Below are 20,502 nucleotides of genomic sequence, written 5' to 3' on the forward strand. Positions count from 1 at the left end.
GTGTGGTCTTTGGGAGCTTCACCATGTTGAACACCTTGCTTCCTATTCTCTTGTTTGCAGCCATCGGCCTCGCCGCCCTAGGCGCCCTGCGCCGGGTCAACATGTGGCGCCGTGGCCGCGCGTCCAAGGTCGACCTGCTGGGCGGCCTGCTGGCCATGCCCAAGCGCTACATGGTCGACCTGCACCACGTGGTGGCCCGCGACAAATACATCGCCAACACCCACGTCGCTACCGCCCTGGGCTTTGTGCTGTCGGCGCTGCTGGCTATTTTGGTGCACGGTTTTGGCCTGCATAACCGTATCCTCGGCTATGCCTTGCTGCTGGCCTCGGTGCTGATGTTTGTCGGCGCCACCTTCGTCTATCTACGTCGGCGCAACCCGCCATCACGCCTGTCGAAAGGCCCGTGGATGCGCCTGCCGAAAAGCCTGATGGCGTTCTCGGTCAGCTTCTTCCTAGTGACCTTGCCGGTGGCCGGGATTCTGCCCGCCGACTTCGGCGGCTGGCTGCTCGCCGCGCTCTTGAGCCTGGGCGTGCTGTGGGGCGTAAGCGAAATGTTCTTCGGCATGACCTGGGGCGGGCCGATGAAGCACGCCTTCGCCGGTGCCCTGCACTTGGCCTGGCACCGCCGCGCCGAGCGTTTTGGTGGCGGCCGCTCTACAGGTTTGAAGCCGCTCGACCTCAGCGATAAAACCGCGCCATTGGGCGTGGAAAAACCCAAGGATTTCACCTGGAACCAACTGCTCGGCTTCGACGCCTGCGTGCAGTGCGGCAAGTGCGAAGCGGCGTGCCCGGCGTTCGCCGCCGGCCAGCCGCTGAACCCGAAAAAACTCATTCAGGACATGGTGGTCGGCCTGGCCGGTGGCACCGATGCCAAGTTCGCCGGCAGCCCTTATCCAGGTAAACCGATTGGCGAGCACGGCGGCAACCCGCACCAGCCGATCGTCAACGGCCTGGTTGATGCCGAAACCCTGTGGTCGTGCACCACCTGCCGCGCTTGCGTGGAAGAGTGCCCGATGATGATCGAGCACGTCGACGCCATCGTCGACATGCGCCGCCACCTCACCCTGGAAAAAGGCGCCACGCCGAACAAGGGCGCCGAAGTCCTGGAAAACCTGATCGCCACCGACAACCCCGGCGGCTTCGCACCGGGCGGTCGCCTCAACTGGGCAGCGGACCTGAACTTGCCGTTGCTCAGCGAAAAAGGCAGCAGCGACGTGCTGTTCTGGGTCGGCGACGGCGCTTTCGACATGCGCAACCAACGCACCTTGCGCGCCTTCGTCAAAGTGCTGAAAGCGGCCAAGGTCGATTTTGCAGTACTGGGCCTGGAGGAGCGCGACAGCGGTGACGTCGCTCGCCGCCTGGGTGATGAGGCCACGTTCCAATTGCTCGCCACACGCAACATCCAGACCCTGGCCAAGTACAGCTTCAAGCGTATCGTCACCTGCGACCCGCACAGCTTTCACGTGCTGAAAAACGAATACGGCGCCTTCAACGGTAATTATGTCGTGCAGCACCACAGCACCTTCATGGCCGAGCTGATCGGTGAAGGCGCGCTGAACCTGGGCCAGCACAAGGGCAACAGCGTGACCTACCACGACCCTTGTTACCTGGGCCGTTACAACGGCGAATACGAGGCGCCGCGCCAAGTCCTGCGGGCGATGGGCATTGAGGTCAAGGAGATGCAACGCTCGGGCTTCCGTTCGCGCTGCTGCGGCGGCGGTGGCGGCGCGCCGATCACCGATATTCCCGGCAAGCAGCGGATCCCGGATATGCGCATGGAAGACATCCGTGAAACCGGCGCCGAGCTGGTGGCCGTGGGTTGTCCACAATGCACCGCGATGCTTGAGGGCGTGGTCGAGCCACGACCCCTGATCAAGGACATCGCCGAACTGGTCGCCGACGCGTTGCTTGAAGAAGCCGCACCTGGCAAGGCACCTATCAAGCGTCAACCTGCGGAGGTGCACTGATGAGCGACATTATCCGCCGCGACCCACGGGCCGAATGGATCGCCCGCAACCGCCTGCACCCGTTGCACGCCGCCATGCAGCCGCTGCAACACAGTTGGATGGGGCCGAACGGCGTCATCCGCAAAAATGTACATGGCGTGGGTTTTATCGGCCCCAACGGCATCAAGCGTATCGACCGCAGCGGCGCCCAGCAGGGCGGCGCGGCCAAGCGCACGGCGGCGGTGCAAGTGCAGTTGCCGTTGCACCAGGTGCCAGCGCCGGCGTTCTACATCAACGTGGTGCCGGACATGGTTGGTGGTCGCCTGAGCAGCCACGACCGCGACGTGCTCGGCCTTGCCCGGCAACTGGCCGGCAGTGACGGCGCGGTGCTGGCGGTGGTGTTTGGCGAACATAAAGAAAGTGCTTTTGCCACGGCGGGCGTCGATCGCCTGCTGGTGCTGGAAGGCCACGAATTCGAGGGTTATTCACCGGAGCAACGCGTCCAGGGCCTGCGGGCTGTGGATAGCCAGTTCAACCCACGCCATTGGTTGCTGCCCGACAGCCGCAGTGGCGGCGGTGAATTGGGCCGGCGTTTTGCCGCGAGCCTCAAGGAGCGCCCGGCCACCCGTGTGTGGCAGATCAAGGGCGAGGAGTGCATAGGCCGTGCCGGTGCGGGCCAGGAGGATTTGGCCCGGCCACTGCCACGCCTGATTCTGGCAGCGGTGGAATGCGCCGAGCCGGTCAGCGAAACCCGTCACGAGGTCTTGCCCGTGGAGTTATCCACAGTCTTGGCGCGCAGCTTGCCGCGAATCGAGGATCTCGGCGCAGTGGCGGTGGACCCAGGGGCGATTCCGATGGCCGAGGCGGAGTTTATTTTCTCTGGCGGCAATGGCGTAAAAGATTGGGCACTGTTCCACCAGACCGCCGCCGCCTTGGGCGCCACCGAAGGCGCGTCACGGGTGGCAGTGGATGATGGCTTTATGGCGCGTGATCGCCAGGTCGGTGCCAGCGGTACTTGGGTGACGGCACGGGTGTATGTGGCTGTGGGTATTTCCGGGGCGATCCAGCACCTGCAAGGCATCGGTGCCTGCGACAAGGTGGTGGCGATCAACCTCGACCCTGGCTGCGACATGATCAAGCGTGCCGACTTGTCGGTGATCGGCGAAAGCGCCGCGATTCTGCAAGCCTTGATCGAGGCGGTGCAGGTGTACCGCAACGGCGCCAAGCGCGACGCAGCCTAGGGACATGACCATGACCACGAATGTAATCAGCCTGGTGTCAATCGGCGCCCACCCGACCTCCGGCCGCCCACGCCGTGCGGAGCAGGATGCACGCGCCGTCGAGCTGGGCCTGCAGCTGGCTGGGGATAAGTTGCAGGTGTTGCATGCCGGTGACGTTAACGAGCCGACGTTGCGCAGCTACCTGGGCATGGGCCTGCCGCAATTGCATGTGCTGGAACAACCGGCGGGCAGCGACGCCTTGCCGGTGCTCAGTGATTATCTGCGCGAGACTGGCGCCCACGTAGTGCTCACCGGCAGCCAGGCGGAAACCGGCGAAGGCTCAGGCATGTTGCCGTTTCTTTTGGCCGAGCAATTGGGTTGGCCATTGATAGTCGGGCTGGCGCAAGTGGAATCTATCGATGGCGGCATTGCCCATGTGCTGCAAGCCTTGCCGCGCGGGCAGCGGCGGCGCCTGAAGGTGCGCCTGCCGTTTCTGGCGACTGTGGATAACGCCGCGCCCAAACCACGGCAAAGCGCCTATGGCCCGGCGCAACGCGGTGAACTGGCGGCCCATGAGGTCGAAATCGAGACGGACGAGTTACTCGCAGACGCAGTGTTGCAACCGGCCAAGCCCCGGCCCAAGCGCCTCAAGGTGATTAAGGCCAAGAGCGGCGCGGACCGGATGAAGGCGGCGACCGCCAAGGCCAGCGGCGGCGGAGGGCAAGTGCTCAAAGGTCTTAGCCCCGAGGCGGGCGCGGAAGCGATTCTGAAGCTACTCATTGAAGAAGGCGTGGTGCGCTGATTACCTGTGGGAGCTGGCTTGTGTGGGAGCTGGCTTGCCTGCGATAGCATCACCTCGGTCTGACTGATGGACCGAGGTGCCTGTATCGCAGGCAAGCCAGCTCCCACAGAAAAACTCGCCCTCACACTGTTTTTGCAGTGCATCGTCCGGATTACCCACAATCCCTGTTGATCCGCCTGTGGATAACCTGTTCGCGGTTGTCCACACCTCCGGCTAATCAAGCTCTGCAGCCCTCTGTACGAAAAACAACCAGGCTAACTGACGGTTTTGCTTGGGTTTTTTCCTGGATAAGTTTGAAACCCTGCACAAACTTGCCCCCAAAGTCTGTTGGCGCTTCTGTGGATAAGATGTTCGCTACTGGCTGTGAGCCTTATAAATAAAGGCTTTCAGTGGTGTGGTCAAAATATGATCAATTTGGCTTATTGGCTCGCTGAAACCCCTGGATGCCCCGATTTGTGAAGGTTTGACGCGGTTTTCCACAACGCCGGCGAAGTTGCCCCCAAAGTCTGTTGGTGCTTCTGTGGATAAGGTGTTCGCGTACTGCTGCAGGCCACGTATTAAGAGGCTTTCAAGGGGTTGATCAATAAGTGATCAGGTGTGGCTAAAACCGCACGACTTGAATAAGTCACGGATTTTCTTCAGTTAATTTAGAGGGCCGGGCACACTTGCCCACAATTGCTGTGGGTGGCTTTGTGGATAAGTTGTTGGGCGAAGGCTGGAGGGTAGATCGGCAAAGGGCTGTAAGGAGGGTGATCATTATTTGAACAGTGATCAATATACATGTGGGAGCAGGCAAGCCAGCTCCCACAGTTTGATCTTTGGTGTGTCAGCTATTCGTGCGCCGCTACACCCTTAAGGTAAGGCGCTGGCGCCGCGCCCAGGTTGTTCAACAAACGCTCGCTGTACCAATCGACAAAGTTCACCACACCAAACTCATAGGTCTTGGAGTACGGGCCCGGCTGGTACGCGGTGGAGTTGATCCCGCGCTGGTTTTCTTCGGCGAGGCGGCGGTCCTGGTCATTGGTGGCGTCCCAGACCTGGCGCATACGTTCCACGTCGTAGTCCACACCTTCGACGGCGTCCTTGTGCACGATCCACTTGGTGGTGACCATGGTTTCCTGGGCGCTGATCGGCCACACGGTGAACACAATGATGTGGTCGCCCATGCAGTGGTTCCACGAATGCGGCAGGTGCAGGATGCGCATCGAGCCCAGGTCCGGGTTCTTGATGCGGCCCATGAGCTTGGCGCAGCCTTGCTTGCCGTCCAGGGTCATCGACACGGTGCCTTTGAGCAACGGCATGCGTACGATGCGGTTGCGCAGGCCGAAGCTGGCGTGAGCGTAAGGGATCTTTTCGGCGTCCCACGCAGCGGCGGAGGCGGCAACGTGGTCCTTGAAGGCCTGGTCGGCACGCGGGTCGGTGACGTCGTCCCATTCCAGCAGGGTTTTCAGCAGTTCCGGGTGCGACGCGTTGCAGTGGTAGCACTCGCGGTTGTTTTCCAGCACCAGCTTCCAGTTGGCCTTTTCGAACAAGGTGGTTTGAATCGCCACCTTGGTGTTCTCCATGTCGTAGGGTTCCATGTAGTGGTTCAGCGTCGACAGGAAGTCATCGATGGCCGGCGGGTTTTCGGCCAGGCTGATGAAGATGTAGCCGCCAGCCGTTTTCACGTTCACAGGCTTCAGGCCGTACTGCTTCATGTCGAAGTCGGCGCCCATCTCGGTGCCGGCGAACAACAGGCGGCCGTCCAGTTCGTAGGTCCACTGGTGGTAGTGGCAAACGAGCTTGGCGACCTTGCCCTTGTCGCTGGTGCACAGGCGCGAGCCCCGGTGGCGGCACACGTTATGGAAGGCATGCACCACGCCGTCGGCACCACGGATCACGATGATCGGGTTCTTGCCGATTTGCAGGGTGATGTAGTTGCCCTTGGTGGGGATCTCGCAGGTCATGCCGGCGATCAACCACTCTTTCTGGAAGATCTCCTGCATGTCGATATCAAACAACCGCTCATCAGAGTAGAACGGCTGCGGCAGCGAAAAAGTGCGCTCGCGCTCTTGCAGCATTTGCGCGGTGGCCTTGCGTGCGGGTTCCAGCGGATCGCCCAAGCTTAAGGTTGCGGTGACGTCCATCGTGTGTGTCCTCATGGCCATTCTGTGTGGCCGGCGAAAGTGGCTGATCAGGTTTTGCAGCAAGGCGTAAAGAAAGCGTAGTTGTTGGCAGCGAGTGTGGGGCCGCCGATGCGCCGAACCTTGTCCATTAACGACATGGCCCACTCTGATCCCGACGCGCAAGCCCCGTGGTATGGGGGCTGGTCGCGATAAGTATGTGAATGTCGCAGATAGGTAAATGGGCGGTTCCGGCGTTACGCAGAATCGCCACCATAAAGCCGAGCATCGGCAGTGGAGAGCAAGCATGTCCAACAATTTCCTGAACCCGGTAACCACCCAGACCTGGGCCAATGGTCGGCACATCGTCCGTTGCGTCAAAGTCATCCAGGAAACCTGGGACGTGCGCACCTTTTGCTTCATGGCCGACCAGCCGATCCTGTTCTTTTTCAAGCCGGGGCAGTTTGTGACCCTGGAGCTTGAGATCGAAGGCCAGCCGATCATGCGCTCGTACACCATTTCCAGTTCGCCGTCGGTGCCGTACAGCTTCTCGGTGACCATCAAGCGCGTGCCGGGGGGGCGGGTTTCCAACTGGCTGCACGACACCCTGCATGAAGGGCAAGAGCTGGCGGTGCACGGGCCGGTCGGGCTGTTTAATGCCATCGACTTCCCAAGCCCCAAAGTGCTGTACCTCAGTGGCGGTGTCGGCATCACGCCGGTGATGTCCATGGCGCGCTGGTTCTACGACACCAACGCGAATGTCGACATGACGTTTGTCCACAGCGCCCGTTCGCCCAAAGACATCATTTACCACCGCGAGCTGGAGCACATGGCGTCGCGGATCGACAACTTCAGCCTGCACCTGATCTGCGAAAAACACGGATTGGGCGAGCCTTGGGCGGGTTATCGCGGTTACTTGAACCACAAGATGCTGGAATTGATGGTGCCGGACTTCCTTGAGCGCGAAGTGTTCTGCTGCGGCCCTACGCCGTACATGAGCGCAGTTAAACGCCTGCTGGAGGCCGCCGGCTTCGACATGACGCGCTATCACGAGGAGTCCTTCGGCGCCACGCCGCCGGAAGCCCGCGCCGATGCGGTGGAACAAGCCGAGCAAGCAGCGGACGCGCCAGAGATCGACCTGGCAGACCTGCATCAAGTGGAATTTATCGCCTCCGGCAAAAGCATCCGCGTGGCACCGGGCGAAACCGTGCACGCAGCCGCGGCCAAGCTTGGCCTGCTGATCCCTAAAGCGTGCGGCATGGGCATTTGTGGAACATGCAAGGTGATGAAGCTGGGCGGGGAGGTCGAGATGGACCACAACGGCGGGATCACCGAGGAAGACGAAGCCGAAGGCTACATCCTGTCGTGCTGCAGCGTGCCGAAGGGCGACGTGCGCATCGAGTTCTAATAGGGCGGGACGCGGAGCGCCCCAGGAGGCATTCCCACGCAGAGCGTCACTAGTGTCCGGTAAACATGTTTCCCCGATCGTTCCCACGCTCCGCGTGGGAATGCAGCCCGTGACGCTCCGCGTCACACAGTGCCCAGTATTCAAGTCATGCGCATAGAGCGGGACGCGGAGCGCCCCAGGAGGCATTCTCACGCAGAGCGTGGGAACGAGCTGGTTGAGTGTCCCGGATCGTTCCCACGCTCCGCGTGGGAATGCAGCCCGTGAAGCTCCGCGTCACAAAGTGCCCAGTATTCAAGCCATGCGCATAGAGCGGGACGCGGAGCGCCCCAGGAGGCATTCCCACGCAGAGCGTGGGAACGAGCTGTTTGAGTGCCCCCGATCATTCCCACGCTCCGCGTGGGAATGCAGCCCGTGAAGCTCCGCGTCACAAAGTGCCCAGTATTCAAGCCATGCGCATAGAGCGGGACGCGGAGCGCCCCAGGAGGCATTCCCACGCAGAGAGGGGGCGGCGGGCACTAGTGCCACTGTTGAATTTCGATGAGCCCTTCCTGCCCTGCGTAATTGCGCGCACTGGAATACCGCCAGTGTTCGGCTAGGTCCACATATCCTCGTTTCACCGGGTTGTGGTGAATGTAATCAAGTTTCTGGTGCATCACCCCCTCGCTGTACACCAACTCAGCGTGTGCGCCTTCCTGCCAAAGTTGATAAGCCCGGTCTACCTTGTGCGCCCGTTTGCTGAACCGCAGGCGTTGTAATAAACGCTCTGCGCCTCGGCGCTGCAAATCATCAATGATGGTACGGGCGGTAAAGGATTTGAATTGGCTCACGCATTTGCCAAGGTCGGGAGCCTGAGCGACGAAGTGCAAGTGGTTTTCGAGAACGACGTAGCCGAAGAGATTCAGGGCGTGGTGGTTTTGTTGATATCGCCAGCAGTCCAAAAGATGACCAACGATGTAGTCACGGGTGAACAGCGGTAGCCACTCCATGACGGTGCAGGTGAGGAAGTGCGGCTTTTCGGGTTCGGTGATGACGTAGCGGCTTCTGCCCATGGATTCGTCCTTGAATCTGGGTGCGGCTTGGACGCAGAGCGTCCGGGGATGCATTCCCACGCAGAGCGTGGGAACGATCATGTACATTCAGTTAATCGCGCCCGCGCGAGCGTGGGAGCGATCGGGTCAGCTTGGTTAGCGTGCGTATATCTGTATGGCGAACTGCTCACCTGATGCTGTCAGTTCAAAGGTTTTTTCGGTGATGACCAGGGTTCTTGAAGGCTCCCTGATGGTGTCACCGACTTTCGCCAGTTTCCTGAACTCATCCCAGCTCACAAACGTGGTGCTGAGACTGCCTTCCTGCAACGCTTTAGTGTTGTAGCATTGAACTTCCATGGTCTAACCCTCTGCTGGATTTCCGTTTCCGACCGATTATTCGGCAGGCAGTTGTGCCCGAAAGGTGGCCGCTGCAGCGGCGTTTTCCTTTCGGGTTCCAAGAGGCTAGACGATGAAAGTGGACTGTGATGCTGTCGGAAATACCAAATAACAGTCTCGGCAATGCGCCAGTATTCGTGAGGCTTAAGCGTTCATCACTTCCCTAATGTCTGCGGCTAATTCTCTTACGCGTTCTTCTTCGGTATCCCACGCACACATGAACCGTGCGCCACCTTTGCCAATGAAGGTGTAGAAGCGCCAGCCCTTGGCCGTCAGCGCTGCGATGGCCGGTTCCGAGAGTTGCAGGAACACGCCGTTGGCCTGTACCGGGAACATCAGTTCCACGCCGGGAATGTCCGCCACCAGGCTGCTGAGCAATTGGGCGCATTGGTTGGCGTGGCGGGCGTGTTTGAGCCAGGCATCGTTTTCCAGCAGGCCCACCCATGGGGCGGAGAGGAAGCGCATTTTCGAGGCCAGCTGGCCGGCCTGTTTGCAGCGGTAATCGAAGTCTTCAGCCAGTTTGTGGTTGAAGAACAGGATGGCTTCGCCTACTGCCATGCCGTTTTTGGTGCCGCCGAAACACAGTACATCCACACCGGCTTTCCAGGTCAGGTCGGCCGGCGAGCAGCCCAGGAACGCGCAGGCGTTGGAGAAGCGCGCGCCGTCCATGTGCAGGTTCAGGCCCAGCTCTTTGCAGGTGACGCTGATGGCGCGGATTTCTTCCGGGGTATACACGCTGCCCACTTCCGTGGCTTGGGTGAGGGTGACCACGCGCGGTTTGGGGTAGTGGATGTCCTGGCGCTTGAGGGCGATCTCGCGGATCGATTCGGGCGTCAGCTTGCCGTTTTCGGTGCGGGCGGTGAGCAGCTTGGAGCCGTTGGAGAAGAACTCCGGCGCACCACATTCGTCGGTTTCGACGTGGGCGGTTTCCGAGCAAATCACGCTATGGTAGCTCTGGCACAGCGAAGACAGCGCCAGGGAGTTGGCGGCGGTGCCGTTGAAGGCGAAGAACACTTCACAGTCGGTTTCGAACAAATTGCGGAAACCGTCGGCGGCACGGTGGGTCCACTCATCGTCGCCGTAGGCGCGTTGATGGCCCTGGTTGGCTTGTTCCATGGCGGCCCAGGCTTCCGGGCAGATGCCGGAATAGTTGTCGCTGGCGAATTGTTGGCTATTGTCGGTCATGGCCCATTCCTGTGGTCGATGTTGGTGCGCACTGTAACCAAGATTGTCGCGGGTGCGCACGCACTGTAAATGCAAAGTCACTGGGGAATTATGCACGGTACACACACGTTGGCTGTCGGACGCGTCCGCGATGGCGCACTGGATCTGCTCAAGTGGCTGGCGCTGCTGAGCATGGTGCTCGACCACTTGCGTTATGTCGGTTTGAGCCTGGACGGCCTGTACGTGCCGGGGCGCCTGGCGTTTCCGTGGTTTTGCCTGGCGATTGCAGCCAATTTGCACCGGGTCGCCAATGCTCCCGTCACGGGCCAGTGGCGCTACCTGGGCTGGCTGTTGCTGTTCAGTGTGATCAGTGAAGTGCCCTACCGGATGTTTATCGAAGATGCCGATACATTGAACGTCTTGCCGACGTTGGCGCTGGGGTTGCTGGTTGCCCGAGGATGGCAGCAGAAGGTGCTTTTTGATCGAGGATTGGCGCTGATTGCCCTAGTCATCGCGGCGCTGTTTTCTGCCCAGCTGATGTTCGGGTTTTTCGGTGTGTTACTGCCGCTGGCGATGCTGCTGGTGTTTAACCGGCCATGGTATTTCAGCGTGTTGCCGGGTTTGGTCTGCGTGGCCGCCAATCAATGGCAGATTCTGCTCAATAGCGGCACGCCTGTGGCGCTGATGGGGTTGGCCGCTTGCCTGATTGCGCCATTGGCGGGTTTGGTCTTGTTGCGACACGCCAAAAACGTCTCGCCACCGGCGATGCGCCGCTGGGCTTACGCGCTGTATCCGTTACATTTTTTACTTTTGTTGGGGGTTCGAAAGGCCATTGGCTGACATCGACTCGAGCCAACAAGGTGGGAACGGATGAGCCGCGTAGAAATCGCGCATTTTTTGTACGTCGCGCTCGAACCAACCTCGCAGCCACTGGCAATATTGAAGTGAAATAGCCTGCCTGTACATTGGGTTGAGGCTTTCGTCGGCAATACATTGCGCAGCCATCATTCCTGACATCAGCGCCTTGAGTACGCCATGAGAGGCGCCCGGGTCCAACCTGCTGGCTGCGTCTCCGATGATGAAATAGCCGTTACCCGCTGCCTGATCACAGATTGACCAAGTGACATCTGCCCCCCGGATCGTTCCTTCACAGGGTAAGTGTTCAAAACAGGCTGGAACAGCCGCCATCTTCGGTGATTTATCTTGCACAAAGTGCAGTCTCGTCCAGTGATAAAGCTGCTGGCCGATGTGAGCCGTCCAATACCAGCCCGATGGGTCTGCGAAGATGCCGAGCGTATTTTCCTGGACTGTTCCTCGCTTATAGCCATACACGGCGGTCAGCGGGGGCGAGCAGCGACGCGATGTCAGCCTTAATTGGCGTGCAAGCCAGCCGTGAGCGCCACTGGCATCAATAAGGTGCCTGCAAAACAGTTGCCCGGCCTGGGTCTGGAGGCCCACCACTCGATCTTTTATCTGCAACACGGTCTTTGCCTGGCAGGGTTGCAGGACGTGGACACCTGACGCGGCTGCTCGATCCAGCAGCAACCCGTCCAGCATTGCTCGGGGAATCTGAAACCCCCGCCAAGGTCCATTTTGGTCTTGCCCGAAAGGCACAAAGTGTCGTTCAGTGTCCCACCTCACCCAAGTACCCGCAGGCCGGACGAAGGCGTCGCCGCGGATTTTTTCAGCCACACCCAGTTGCTGAAGCAGAGGCTCTAAGCCGGGGTGCAGGGTTTCACCCGGGCGGTGGCGCGGAAAAGACAGGCGCTCAATCAGTGCCACTTTCAAGCCCTGTTGAGCGCAGCAAATGGCCGCCGAGCAACCCGCCGGGCCGGCACCTATTATGATCACGTCATAGCGGCCTGCGCTGTCGGGCGTTGCCATGCTGAATGTGTCGATAAACCAATTTCCAGGTGTGGTGCTCAATGACAGTTTGACGCGCCGGAAAGCATCGATTCGCCGTTGATATTCCTGCGAGTCGACTTTGCCTGTGAGTGCCAATGAGAACTTCCCGTTCAGCGCGTTCTCTGTGTAGTCGGTATAGAAGTAAGTTTCGTACGCTCTATGGGGCGCGTAATTGGCGACGTATTTTTTCGGAGCGGGTACGCCATCCCACGGGAAACCGGCACTTTTGCCGATCTCCTGATCCAGCATTGGTTTTACGGTCGGACCCGCCCCGACGTTTGGTGGATAGGCTTGTGCTGAGTCTGATGCAACTGCAGGCCAGAATGAACTCAACGCTGCGCAGAGCTTGGCATCCTCGGGGAATGGGCTGCCCAGCCTGTACGCTGCCAGGTGCGCCACGCTGCCCAATTCGGGGTCAGTCGTCACAAGGCCAACATCCCAGCCTGGCGCGAATATCCCTGCGCTCGCATCGGGGAAGGCACCACGCGCACCGTGCAGGTGTAACGCTTTGCGTCAGCGGCGTGGCCAGGTTGGGCGAAGAGTCGAGCGCCATGCCCGCGTTCCTCAACGGTGTAGGGCGTTCAATCTGTTGGACTGAGCAGTGAAAGCGTCGAATACATGAGCTGGCGCTGTTTGAGTGGCAAGCGTAGCCAAGTTTTCAGGCGTGTGAGGCTTAAAGTGTCAGGTTTCTGTTTCTAAATCTTCAGGCGGCCCGAGCCATCTGCGTGTTTTATCGCCCACCCGCGAAGCCATGTCGTAAACGCACCTTTGCGTGGCGTGCGTAGGCATTTGACCTCGCTGCGCCAGCCCTACCATCGCATCAAAGGGCCCTGCGAGGGCCTCAACAATACGAAAGGCTGGGAGAGACGCGATGTTCAGCAAAAAAGACCAGATCCAAGGGTATGACGACGCATTGCTGGCGGCGATGAATGCCGAGGAGCAGCGTCAGGAAGACCATATCGAGCTGATCGCGTCAGAGAACTACACCAGCAAACGCGTCATGGAAGCCCAGGGCAGCGGCCTGACCAACAAATACGCCGAAGGCTACCCAGGCAAGCGCTACTACGGCGGCTGCGAGCATGTGGACAAGGTTGAAGCCCTGGCCATCGAGCGCGCCAAACAACTGTTCGGCGCTGATTACGCCAACGTGCAGCCACACTCCGGTTCGTCCGCCAACAGCGCGGTGTACCTGGCGCTGATCAATGCCGGTGACACCATCCTGGGCATGAGCCTGGCCCACGGCGGCCACTTGACCCACGGCGCCAAAGTGTCGTCCTCGGGCAAGCTCTACAACGCCGTGCAGTACGGCATCAACACCGACACCGGCCTGATCGACTACGACGAAGTTGAGCGCCTGGCCGTCGAATGCCAGCCGAAAATGATCGTGGCCGGTTTCTCCGCTTACTCCAAGACCCTCGATTTTCCGCGCTTCCGTCAGATCGCCGACAAGGTTGGCGCACTGCTGTTCGTCGACATGGCCCACGTCGCCGGCCTGGTTGCCGCGGGCCTGTACCCGAACCCGCTGCCTTACGCCGATGTGGTCACCACCACCACCCACAAAACCCTGCGCGGCCCACGTGGCGGTTTGATCCTGGCCAAGGCCAACGAAGCCATCGAGAAGAAACTCAACGCTGCTGTGTTCCCCGGCGCCCAGGGCGGCCCGCTGATGCACGTTATCGCCGGCAAGGCCGTGTGCTTCAAGGAAGCGCTGGAGCCCGGTTTCAAGGCTTACCAACAACAGGTGATCGACAACGCCCAGGCCATGGCAGACGTGTTTATCAAGCGCGGCTACGACGTGGTGTCCGGCGGTACCGATAACCACCTGTTCCTGGTCAGCCTGATCCGCCAGGGCCTTACCGGCAAAGACGCGGACGCTGCCCTCGGCCGCGCCCACATCACCGTCAACAAGAACGCCGTGCCGAATGACCCGCAGTCGCCGTTCGTGACCTCGGGCCTGCGCATCGGCACCCCGGCGGTGACCACGCGGGGTTTCAAGGTGCCGCAATGCATCGAGCTGGCCGGCTGGATCTGCGACATCCTCGACAACCTCGGCGACGCCGATGTCGAGGCCAACGTGGCCAAGCACGTGTCTGCCCTGTGCGCTGATTTCCCGGTTTATCGCTGAGCGCGGTTTTGGAGTAATGACTATGCAACGCTACTCGGGCTTCGGCCTCTTCAAGCACTCACTCAGCCACCACGAAAACTGGCAGAAGATGTGGCGCACGCCCACACCGAAAAAGGTCTACGACGTGGTTATCGTCGGCGGCGGCGGGCATGGTCTGGCGACGGCTTACTATTTGGCCAAAGAGCACGGCATCACCAACGTGGCCGTGGTCGAGAAAGGCTGGCTGGGCGGCGGTAACACCGCTCGCAACACCACCATCGTGCGTTCCAACTACCTGTGGGACGAGTCGGCGCACCTGTACGAACACGCGATGAAACTGTGGGAAGGCCTGTCCCAGGACCTGAACTACAACGTGATGTTCTCCCAGCGTGGCGTCTACAACCTGTGCCACACCCTGCAAGACATCCGGGACTCCGAGCGTCGCGTGAGCGCCAACCGCCTCAACGGCGTGGACGGCGAGTTGCTCAACGCCAAACAAGTGGCCGACGAGATCCCGTACCTCGACTGCTCAAAAAACACCCGCTACCCGGTACTCGGCGCCACCGTGCAACGGCGCGGCGGCGTAGCCCGCCACGATGCCGTGGCCTGGGGCTTCGCGCGCGCCGCTGACGCACTCGGCGTGGACCTGATCCAGCAGACCGAAGTGATCGGCTTTCGCAAGGAAAACGGCGTGTGCATCGGCGTCGAAACCAACAAGGGTTTTATTGGCGCCAAGCGCGTGGGTGTGGTCACTGCCGGTAACTCCGGGCACATGGCCTCGCTCGCCGGCTTCCGCCTGCCAATCGAATCCCACCCGCTGCAAGCGCTGGTGTCCGAGCCGATCAAGCCGATTATCGACAGCGTGATCATGTCCAACGCCGTGCACGGTTACATCAGCCAGTCCGACAAGGGCGACCTGGTGATCGGCGCCGGTATCGACGGCTACAACGGCTACGGCCAGCGCGGCTCGTACCCGGTAATCGAACACACCATCCAGGCCATCGTCGAGATGTTCCCGGTGCTGTCGCGGGTGCGCATGAACCGCCAGTGGGGCGGCATCGTCGACACCACGCCGGACGCCTGCCCGATCATCTCCAAAACCCCGGTGCCGAACATGTTCTTCAACTGCGGCTGGGGCACCGGCGGTTTTAAAGCCACTCCAGGCTCAGGCAACGTGTTTGCCGCCAGCCTCGCCAAGGGTGAAATGCACCCATTGGCAGCGCCATTCTCCATCGACCGTTTCCACAACGGTGCGTTGATCGACGAACACGGCGCTGCGGCCGTCGCCCACTAACAGGAGAAATTCCCTATGTTGCATATCTTCTGTCCTCACTGTGGCGAACTGCGCTCCGAAGAGGAATTCCACGCGTCCGGCCAAGCGCACATCCCGCGCCCGCTGGACCCGAACGCCTGCACCGATGAAGAGTGGGGCGACTACATGTTCTTCCGTGACAACCCACGCGGGCTGCATCACGAGCTGTGGATCCATGCCGCCGGTTGCCGTCAGTACTTCAACGCCACCCGCGACACCCTGACCTACGAAATTCTTGAAACCTACAAGATCGGCACCAAGCCGCAATTCACCGCCAAGGCTGCTGGAGAGAAGGTATGAGCCAGATCAATCGCCTGTCCAACGGTGGCCGCATCGACCGCAACAAAGCCCTGACGTTTACCTTCAACGGCCAGAGCTACAAGGGCTTTGAGGGCGACACCCTGGCCGCAGCCCTGCTGGCCAACGGCGTCGACATCATCGGCCGCAGCTTCAAGTACTCGCGCCCGCGCGGCATCTTTGCAGCGGGCGCCGAAGAACCGAACGCGGTGCTGCAGATCGGCGCCACCGAAGCCACCCAGATTCCCAACGTGCGCGCCACGCAACAGGCGCTGTACCAAGGTTTGGTCGCCACCAGCACCAACGGCTGGCCGAACGTTAACAATGACGTGATGGGCATTCTTGGCAAAGTCGGCGGCAAGCTGATGCCGCCGGGTTTCTACTACAAAACCTTCATGTACCCGCAATCGTTCTGGATGACTTACGAGAAGTACATTCGTAAGGCTGCGGGCCTTGGCCGCTCGCCGACCGAGAATGACCCGGACACCTACGACAACTTCAACCGTCATTGCGACGTGCTGATTGTCGGTGCCGGCCCTGCTGGCCTGGCCGCGGCATTGGCCGCTGCGCGCAGCGGTGCCCGCGTGATTATTGCTGACGAACAGGAAGAATTCGGCGGCTCCTTGCTGGACTCACGCGAAAGCCTCGACGGCAAGCCGGCGACCGAATGGGTTGCCAGCGTGATCGCGGAACTCAAAGCCCTGCCGGACGTGGTGTTGCTGCCGCGTGCCACCGTCAACGGCTACCACGACCACAACTTCCTGACCATTCACGAACGCCTCACCGACCACCTCGGTGACCGTGCGCCGATTGGCCAGGTGCGCCAGCGCATCCACCGTGTGCGTGCCAAGCGTGTGGTGCTGGCGACCGGTGCGTGCGAGCGTCCGTTGGTGTACGGCAACAACGACGTGCCGGGCAATATGCTCGCCGGTGCAGTCTCTACCTACGTGCGCCGCTACGGCGTGGCACCGGGCAAAAAACTGGTGCTGTCGACCAACAACGACCACGCCTACCGCGTCGCGCTGGACTGGCTTGATGCGGGCCTGCAAGTGGTCGCCGTGGCTGATGTGCGTCACAACCCACGCGGCGCCCTGGTGGAAGAAGCCCGCGCCAAAGGTATTCGCATCCTCACCGGCAGCGCCGTGATCGAAGCCCGTGGCAGCAAGCACGTGACCGCTGCACGCGTGGCGGCGATTGACGTCAAAGCACACAAAGTCACCAGCCCCGGCGAGTGGCTGGACTGCGACCTGGTGGCCAGCTCCGGCGGCTACAGCCCAGTGGTTCACCTGGCTTCGCACCTGGGCGGCAAGCCGACCTGGCGTGAAGACATCCTCGGTTTTGTGCCAGGCGAAGCCCCGCAAAAACGTGTGTGCGTCGGCGGTATCAATGGCGTCTACGGCCTCGGCGATTCCCTGGCCGATGGTTTTGAAGGCGGCGTGCGCGCAGCCAGCGAAGCCGGGTTTGCACCGGTGGAAGGCACGCTGCCAAAAGCTTTGAGCCGTCTGGAAGAGCCAACCCTGGGCATTTACCAGGTGCCCCATGACAAGCCGACCGCACGGGCGCCGAAGCAATTTGTCGACCTGCAAAACGACGTCACCGCCGCTGCGATTGAGCTGGCGACCCGCGAAGGGTTCGAGTCGGTCGAGCACGTCAAGCGCTACACCGCGCTGGGCTTCGGCACTGATCAGGGCAAGCTCGGCAACGTCAACGGCCTGGCCATTGCGGCCCGCTCGCTGAACGTGACCATCCCGCAGATGGGCACCACGATGTTCCGCCCCAACTACACGCCGGTGACCTTCGGCGCCGTGGCGGGCCGTCACTGTGGGCACATTTTCGAGCCGGTGCGCTACACCGCGCTGCAAGCCTGGCACGTTAAAAACGGCGCCGAGTTTGAAGATGTCGGCCAATGGAAACGCCCTTGGTACTTCCCGCGTAACGGTGAAGACCTGCACGCCGCCGTGAAGCGCGAATGCCTGGCGGTACGCGACAGCGTCGGCCTGCTGGATGCATCCACCCTCGGCAAAATCGACATTCAAGGCCCGGATGCCCGCGAGTTCCTCAACCGCATCTACAGCAACGCCTGGACCAAGCTCGACGTGGGCAAGGCCCGCTACGGCCTGATGTGCAAGGAAGACGGTATGGTCTTCGACGACGGCGTCACCGCCTGTCTCGCCGACAACCACTTCCTGATGACCACCACCACCGGCGGCGCCGCCCGCGTGCTGCAGTGGCTGGAAATCTACCAGCAGACCGAGTGGCCAGACCTCAAGGTGTACTTCACCTCGGTCACCGACCACTGGGCGACCATGACCTTGTCCGGCCCCAACAGCCGCAAACTGCTGGCCGAAGTCACCGACATCGACCTGGATAAGGACGGTTTCCCGTTCATGACCTGGAAGGAAGGCCTGGTTGGCGGCGTACCGGCGCGGGTGTTCCGTATCTCGTTTACCGGCGAGCTGTCGTACGAAGTCAACGTGCAGGCCGACTACGCCATGGGCGTGCTCGAACAGATCGTCGCTGCAGGCAAGAAGTACAACCTGACCCCGTATGGCACCGAGACCATGCACGTACTGCGCGCCGAGAAGGGTTTCATCATCGTCGGGCAAGACACCGACGGCTCGATGACCCCGGACGACCTGAACATGGGCTGGTGCGTAGGCCGTACCAAACCGTTCTCGTGGATCGGCTGGCGTGGGATGAACCGTGAAGACTGCGTGCGTGAAGAACGTAAGCAGTTGGTGGGCTTGAAGCCGATTGACCCGAATGTATGGCTGCCGGAAGGCGCGCAGTTGGTGTTCGACCCTAAACAGTCGATCCCGATGAAGATGGTCGGCCACGTGACCTCAAGCTACGCGCATAACTCGCTGGGTTATTCGTTTGCGATGGCGGTGGTCAAGGGCGGCTTGAAGCGTATGGGTGAGCGAGTGTTCTCACCGCAGGCGGATGGCAGCGTGATCGAGGCAGAGATTGTGTCCTCGGTGTTCTTCGACCCGAAAGGCGAGCGGCAGAACATCTGATAGACCGAGTCGCCTGCATCGCAGGCAAGCCAGCTCCCACATTTGGAATGCGTTCCCCTGTGGGAGCCGGGCTTGCCCGCGATGAGGCCAGAGCAGTCACCACAGAATTCAGAACAGGTGCTTTATGACAGCAGCCAATGTTTACCAACAACGCCCCACCACCGGCGCCAAGGCCGAGTCGTCGCTGCACCATGCCGACCTCGCCAGCCTGGTCGGCAAGGGCCGCAAGAACGCCGGCGTGACCGTGCGTGAAAAGAAACTCCTCGGCCACCTGACGATTCGTGGCGATGGCCATGACGCCGCGTTCGCCGCCGGTGTGCACAAAGCCCTCGGCATCGAACTGCCTGGCGCCTTGCAAGTGATCGTCAAAGGCGAAACCAGCCTGCAATGGCTCGGCCCGGATGAGTGGCTGTTGATCGTGCCAAGCGGTGAAGAGTTTGCCGCCGAACAAAACCTGCGCGCTGCCCTTGGTGAGCTGCATATCCAGATCGTCAACGTCAGCGGCGGCCAGCAGATCCTCGAACTCAGCGGCCCGAACGTGCGCGACGTGCTGATGAAGTCCACCAGCTACGACGTGCACCCTAATAACTTCCCGGTGGGCAAGGCGGTGGGCACGGTGTTCGCCAAGTCGCAGCTGGTGATCCGCCACACGGCTGAAGACACCTGGGAGCTGCTGATTCGTCGCAGCTTCTCGGATTACTGGTGGCTGTGGCTGCAGGATGCGTCCGCCGAATTTGGCCTGAATGTCGTTGCATAACGATCGTTCCCACGCTCTGCGTGGGAATGCATCCCGGGACGCTCCGCGTCCCAAGAGGGGACGCAGAGCGTCCATGGCGGCATTCCCACGCAGAGCGTGGGAACGATCAAGGAGTCACGCACAATGAGCCGCGCACCCGACACATGGATTTTGACCGCCGACTGCCCCAGCGTGCTCGGCACGGTGGACGCGGTCACCCGCTACCTGTTTGAGCAGGGCTGCTACGTCACCGAGCACCATTCGTTCGATGACCGTCTCTCGGGCCGGTTTTTTATCCGCGTGGAATTTCGTCAACCTGAGGGTTTTGACGAGCAAGCCTTCCGCGATGGCTTGGCCACGCGCGGTGAAGCCTTTGGCATGATCTTCGAGCTGACGGCGCCGAACTACCGGCCAAAAGTGGTGATCATGGTGTCCAAGGCCGATCACTGCCTGAACGATTTGCTCTACCGCCAACGCATCGGCCAGCTGTCGATGGACGTGGTCGCGGTGGTGTCCAACCACCCTGATTTAAAACCTTTGGCCGACTGGCACCAGATTCCCTACTACCATTTCCCCCTCGACCCCAACGACAAACCGTCCCAGGAGCGTCAGGTGTGGCAAGTGATTGAAGAGACCGGCGCCGAACTGGTGATTCTTGCGCGCTATATGCAAGTGCTGTCGCCGGAGCTGTGCCGCAAGCTCGATGGCAAGGCCATCAACATTCACCACTCGTTGCTGCCCGGTTTCAAAGGCGCCAAGCCGTATCACCAGGCCTACAACAAGGGCGTGAAACTGGTGGGCGCCACGGCGCATTACATCAACAACGATCTGGATGAAGGCCCGATCATCGCCCAGGGCGTGGAGGTGGTGGATCACAGCCACTATCCCGAGGACTTGATTGCCAAGGGGCGTGATATTGAAGGGCTGACGTTGGCGCGTGCAGTGGGGTATCACATTGAGCGGCGGGTGTTTTTGAACGCCAATCGAACTGTCGTTCTTTAGATTGCTATCGCGGGCAAGCCCGCTCCCACATTTGATGTGTGAATACCTTTGAATGTGGGAGCT

16 protein-coding genes are annotated in these 20,502 nt (G+C 60.8%); 11 read left to right on the top strand and 5 right to left on the bottom strand.

Going from position 1 to position 20,502, the window contains the following annotated elements; genetic code table 11:
* The first annotated feature begins 23 nt into the window (after window positions 1–23).
* Genes dgcB through HBO23_RS06195 form a run of 3 tightly spaced genes read left to right on the top strand, consistent with a single transcriptional unit; the run spans window position 24 to window position 3,968 of the window.
* A complete protein-coding gene (gene dgcB / locus HBO23_RS06185) occupies window positions 24–1,967 on the top strand; it encodes a dimethylglycine demethylation protein DgcB (RefSeq protein ID WP_170036874.1) in 1,944 nt (647 codons plus the stop codon).
* Window positions 1,967–3,187 carry an electron transfer flavoprotein subunit alpha/FixB family protein gene (locus HBO23_RS06190; RefSeq protein WP_170036876.1) on the top strand — a complete coding sequence of 407 codons (1,221 nt, stop codon included), beginning with the start codon at window positions 1,967–1,969 and terminating at the stop codon, window positions 3,185–3,187. Before dgcB ends, HBO23_RS06190 begins: the two co-directional genes overlap by 1 nt.
* 10 nt (window positions 3,188–3,197) lie before the next feature.
* Entirely contained in the window at window positions 3,198–3,968 is a 771-nt protein-coding gene (locus HBO23_RS06195; RefSeq protein ID WP_017139361.1) for an electron transfer flavoprotein subunit beta, read from the top strand.
* A gap of 830 nt (window positions 3,969–4,798) precedes the next feature.
* Here the strand turns inward: HBO23_RS06195 and gbcA are convergent.
* On the bottom strand, window positions 4,799–6,094 hold the full coding sequence (gbcA, locus tag HBO23_RS06200; RefSeq protein ID WP_017139360.1) for a glycine-betaine demethylase subunit GbcA: 1,296 nt from the start codon (window positions 6,092–6,094) through the stop codon (window positions 4,799–4,801).
* Between the two features lie 283 nt (window positions 6,095–6,377).
* On the opposite strand from gbcA, the gene gbcB reads away from it, so the two are divergent.
* A complete protein-coding gene (gene gbcB, locus HBO23_RS06205; RefSeq protein WP_017139359.1) occupies window positions 6,378–7,478 on the top strand; it encodes a glycine-betaine demethylase subunit GbcB in 1,101 nt (366 codons plus the stop codon).
* A 515-nt stretch (window positions 7,479–7,993) separates the two neighbouring features.
* Here the strand turns inward: gbcB and HBO23_RS06210 are convergent.
* From HBO23_RS06210 to HBO23_RS06220, 3 genes are all read right to left on the bottom strand, one after another.
* Window positions 7,994–8,527 carry a hypothetical protein gene (locus tag HBO23_RS06210; RefSeq protein WP_026013773.1) on the bottom strand — a complete coding sequence of 178 codons (534 nt, stop codon included), beginning with the start codon at window positions 8,525–8,527 and terminating at the stop codon, window positions 7,994–7,996.
* Window positions 8,528–8,662: 135 nt separating this feature from the next.
* A complete protein-coding gene (locus HBO23_RS06215) occupies window positions 8,663–8,863 on the bottom strand; it encodes a hypothetical protein (protein WP_017137985.1) in 201 nt (66 codons plus the stop codon).
* Window positions 8,864–9,046: 183 nt separating this feature from the next.
* Window positions 9,047–10,087, bottom strand: a complete 1,041-nt coding sequence (locus HBO23_RS06220) for a low specificity L-threonine aldolase (RefSeq protein ID WP_017137986.1) — start codon at window positions 10,085–10,087, stop codon at window positions 9,047–9,049.
* 90 nt (window positions 10,088–10,177) lie between these two features.
* On the opposite strand from HBO23_RS06220, the gene HBO23_RS06225 reads away from it, so the two are divergent.
* Window positions 10,178–10,906: a TraX family protein gene (locus HBO23_RS06225; RefSeq protein ID WP_169987519.1), complete on the top strand. Its 729-nt coding sequence runs from the start codon at window positions 10,178–10,180 to the stop codon at window positions 10,904–10,906.
* On the opposite strand, the gene HBO23_RS06230 is transcribed toward HBO23_RS06225, so the two are convergent.
* Window positions 10,871–12,397 (bottom strand): NAD(P)/FAD-dependent oxidoreductase, encoded by a 1,527-nt coding sequence (locus HBO23_RS06230; protein WP_346343054.1) that lies wholly within the window; start codon window positions 12,395–12,397, stop codon window positions 10,871–10,873. The two genes, HBO23_RS06225 and HBO23_RS06230, sit on opposite strands and share 36 nt — an antisense overlap.
* Before the next feature lie 445 nt (window positions 12,398–12,842).
* Between HBO23_RS06230 and glyA the strand changes: the two genes are divergently transcribed.
* The 6 genes from glyA to purU all read left to right on the top strand — a co-directional run bounded on the left by glyA (window position 12,843) and on the right by purU (window position 20,439).
* The gene (glyA, locus tag HBO23_RS06235) at window positions 12,843–14,096 is read left to right on the top strand and encodes a serine hydroxymethyltransferase (RefSeq protein ID WP_099550385.1); all 1,254 of its coding nucleotides are present in this window, start codon (window positions 12,843–12,845) and stop codon (window positions 14,094–14,096) included.
* Between the two features lie 22 nt (window positions 14,097–14,118).
* Window positions 14,119–15,369 (top strand): sarcosine oxidase subunit beta, encoded by a 1,251-nt coding sequence (locus HBO23_RS06240; protein ID WP_010207084.1) that lies wholly within the window; start codon window positions 14,119–14,121, stop codon window positions 15,367–15,369.
* 15 nt (window positions 15,370–15,384) lie between these two features.
* On the top strand, window positions 15,385–15,687 hold the full coding sequence (locus HBO23_RS06245) for a sarcosine oxidase subunit delta (RefSeq protein ID WP_015886243.1): 303 nt from the start codon (window positions 15,385–15,387) through the stop codon (window positions 15,685–15,687).
* Window positions 15,684–18,701, top strand: a complete 3,018-nt coding sequence (locus tag HBO23_RS06250) for a sarcosine oxidase subunit alpha (RefSeq protein ID WP_099550386.1) — start codon at window positions 15,684–15,686, stop codon at window positions 18,699–18,701. Before HBO23_RS06245 ends, HBO23_RS06250 begins: the two co-directional genes overlap by 4 nt.
* A gap of 124 nt (window positions 18,702–18,825) precedes the next feature.
* Window positions 18,826–19,458, top strand: a complete 633-nt coding sequence (soxG, locus tag HBO23_RS06255; protein WP_099550387.1) for a sarcosine oxidase subunit gamma family protein — start codon at window positions 18,826–18,828, stop codon at window positions 19,456–19,458.
* 123 nt (window positions 19,459–19,581) lie between these two features.
* Window positions 19,582–20,439 (top strand): formyltetrahydrofolate deformylase, encoded by an 858-nt coding sequence (gene purU / locus HBO23_RS06260; protein ID WP_056857793.1) that lies wholly within the window; start codon window positions 19,582–19,584, stop codon window positions 20,437–20,439.
* The last annotated feature ends 63 nt before the right edge of the window (window positions 20,440–20,502 follow it).

Source organism: Pseudomonas sp. WS 5532, from assembly GCF_012985445.1.
GTDB classification, from domain to species: Bacteria; Pseudomonadota; Gammaproteobacteria; order Pseudomonadales; family Pseudomonadaceae; genus Aquipseudomonas; species Aquipseudomonas edaphica.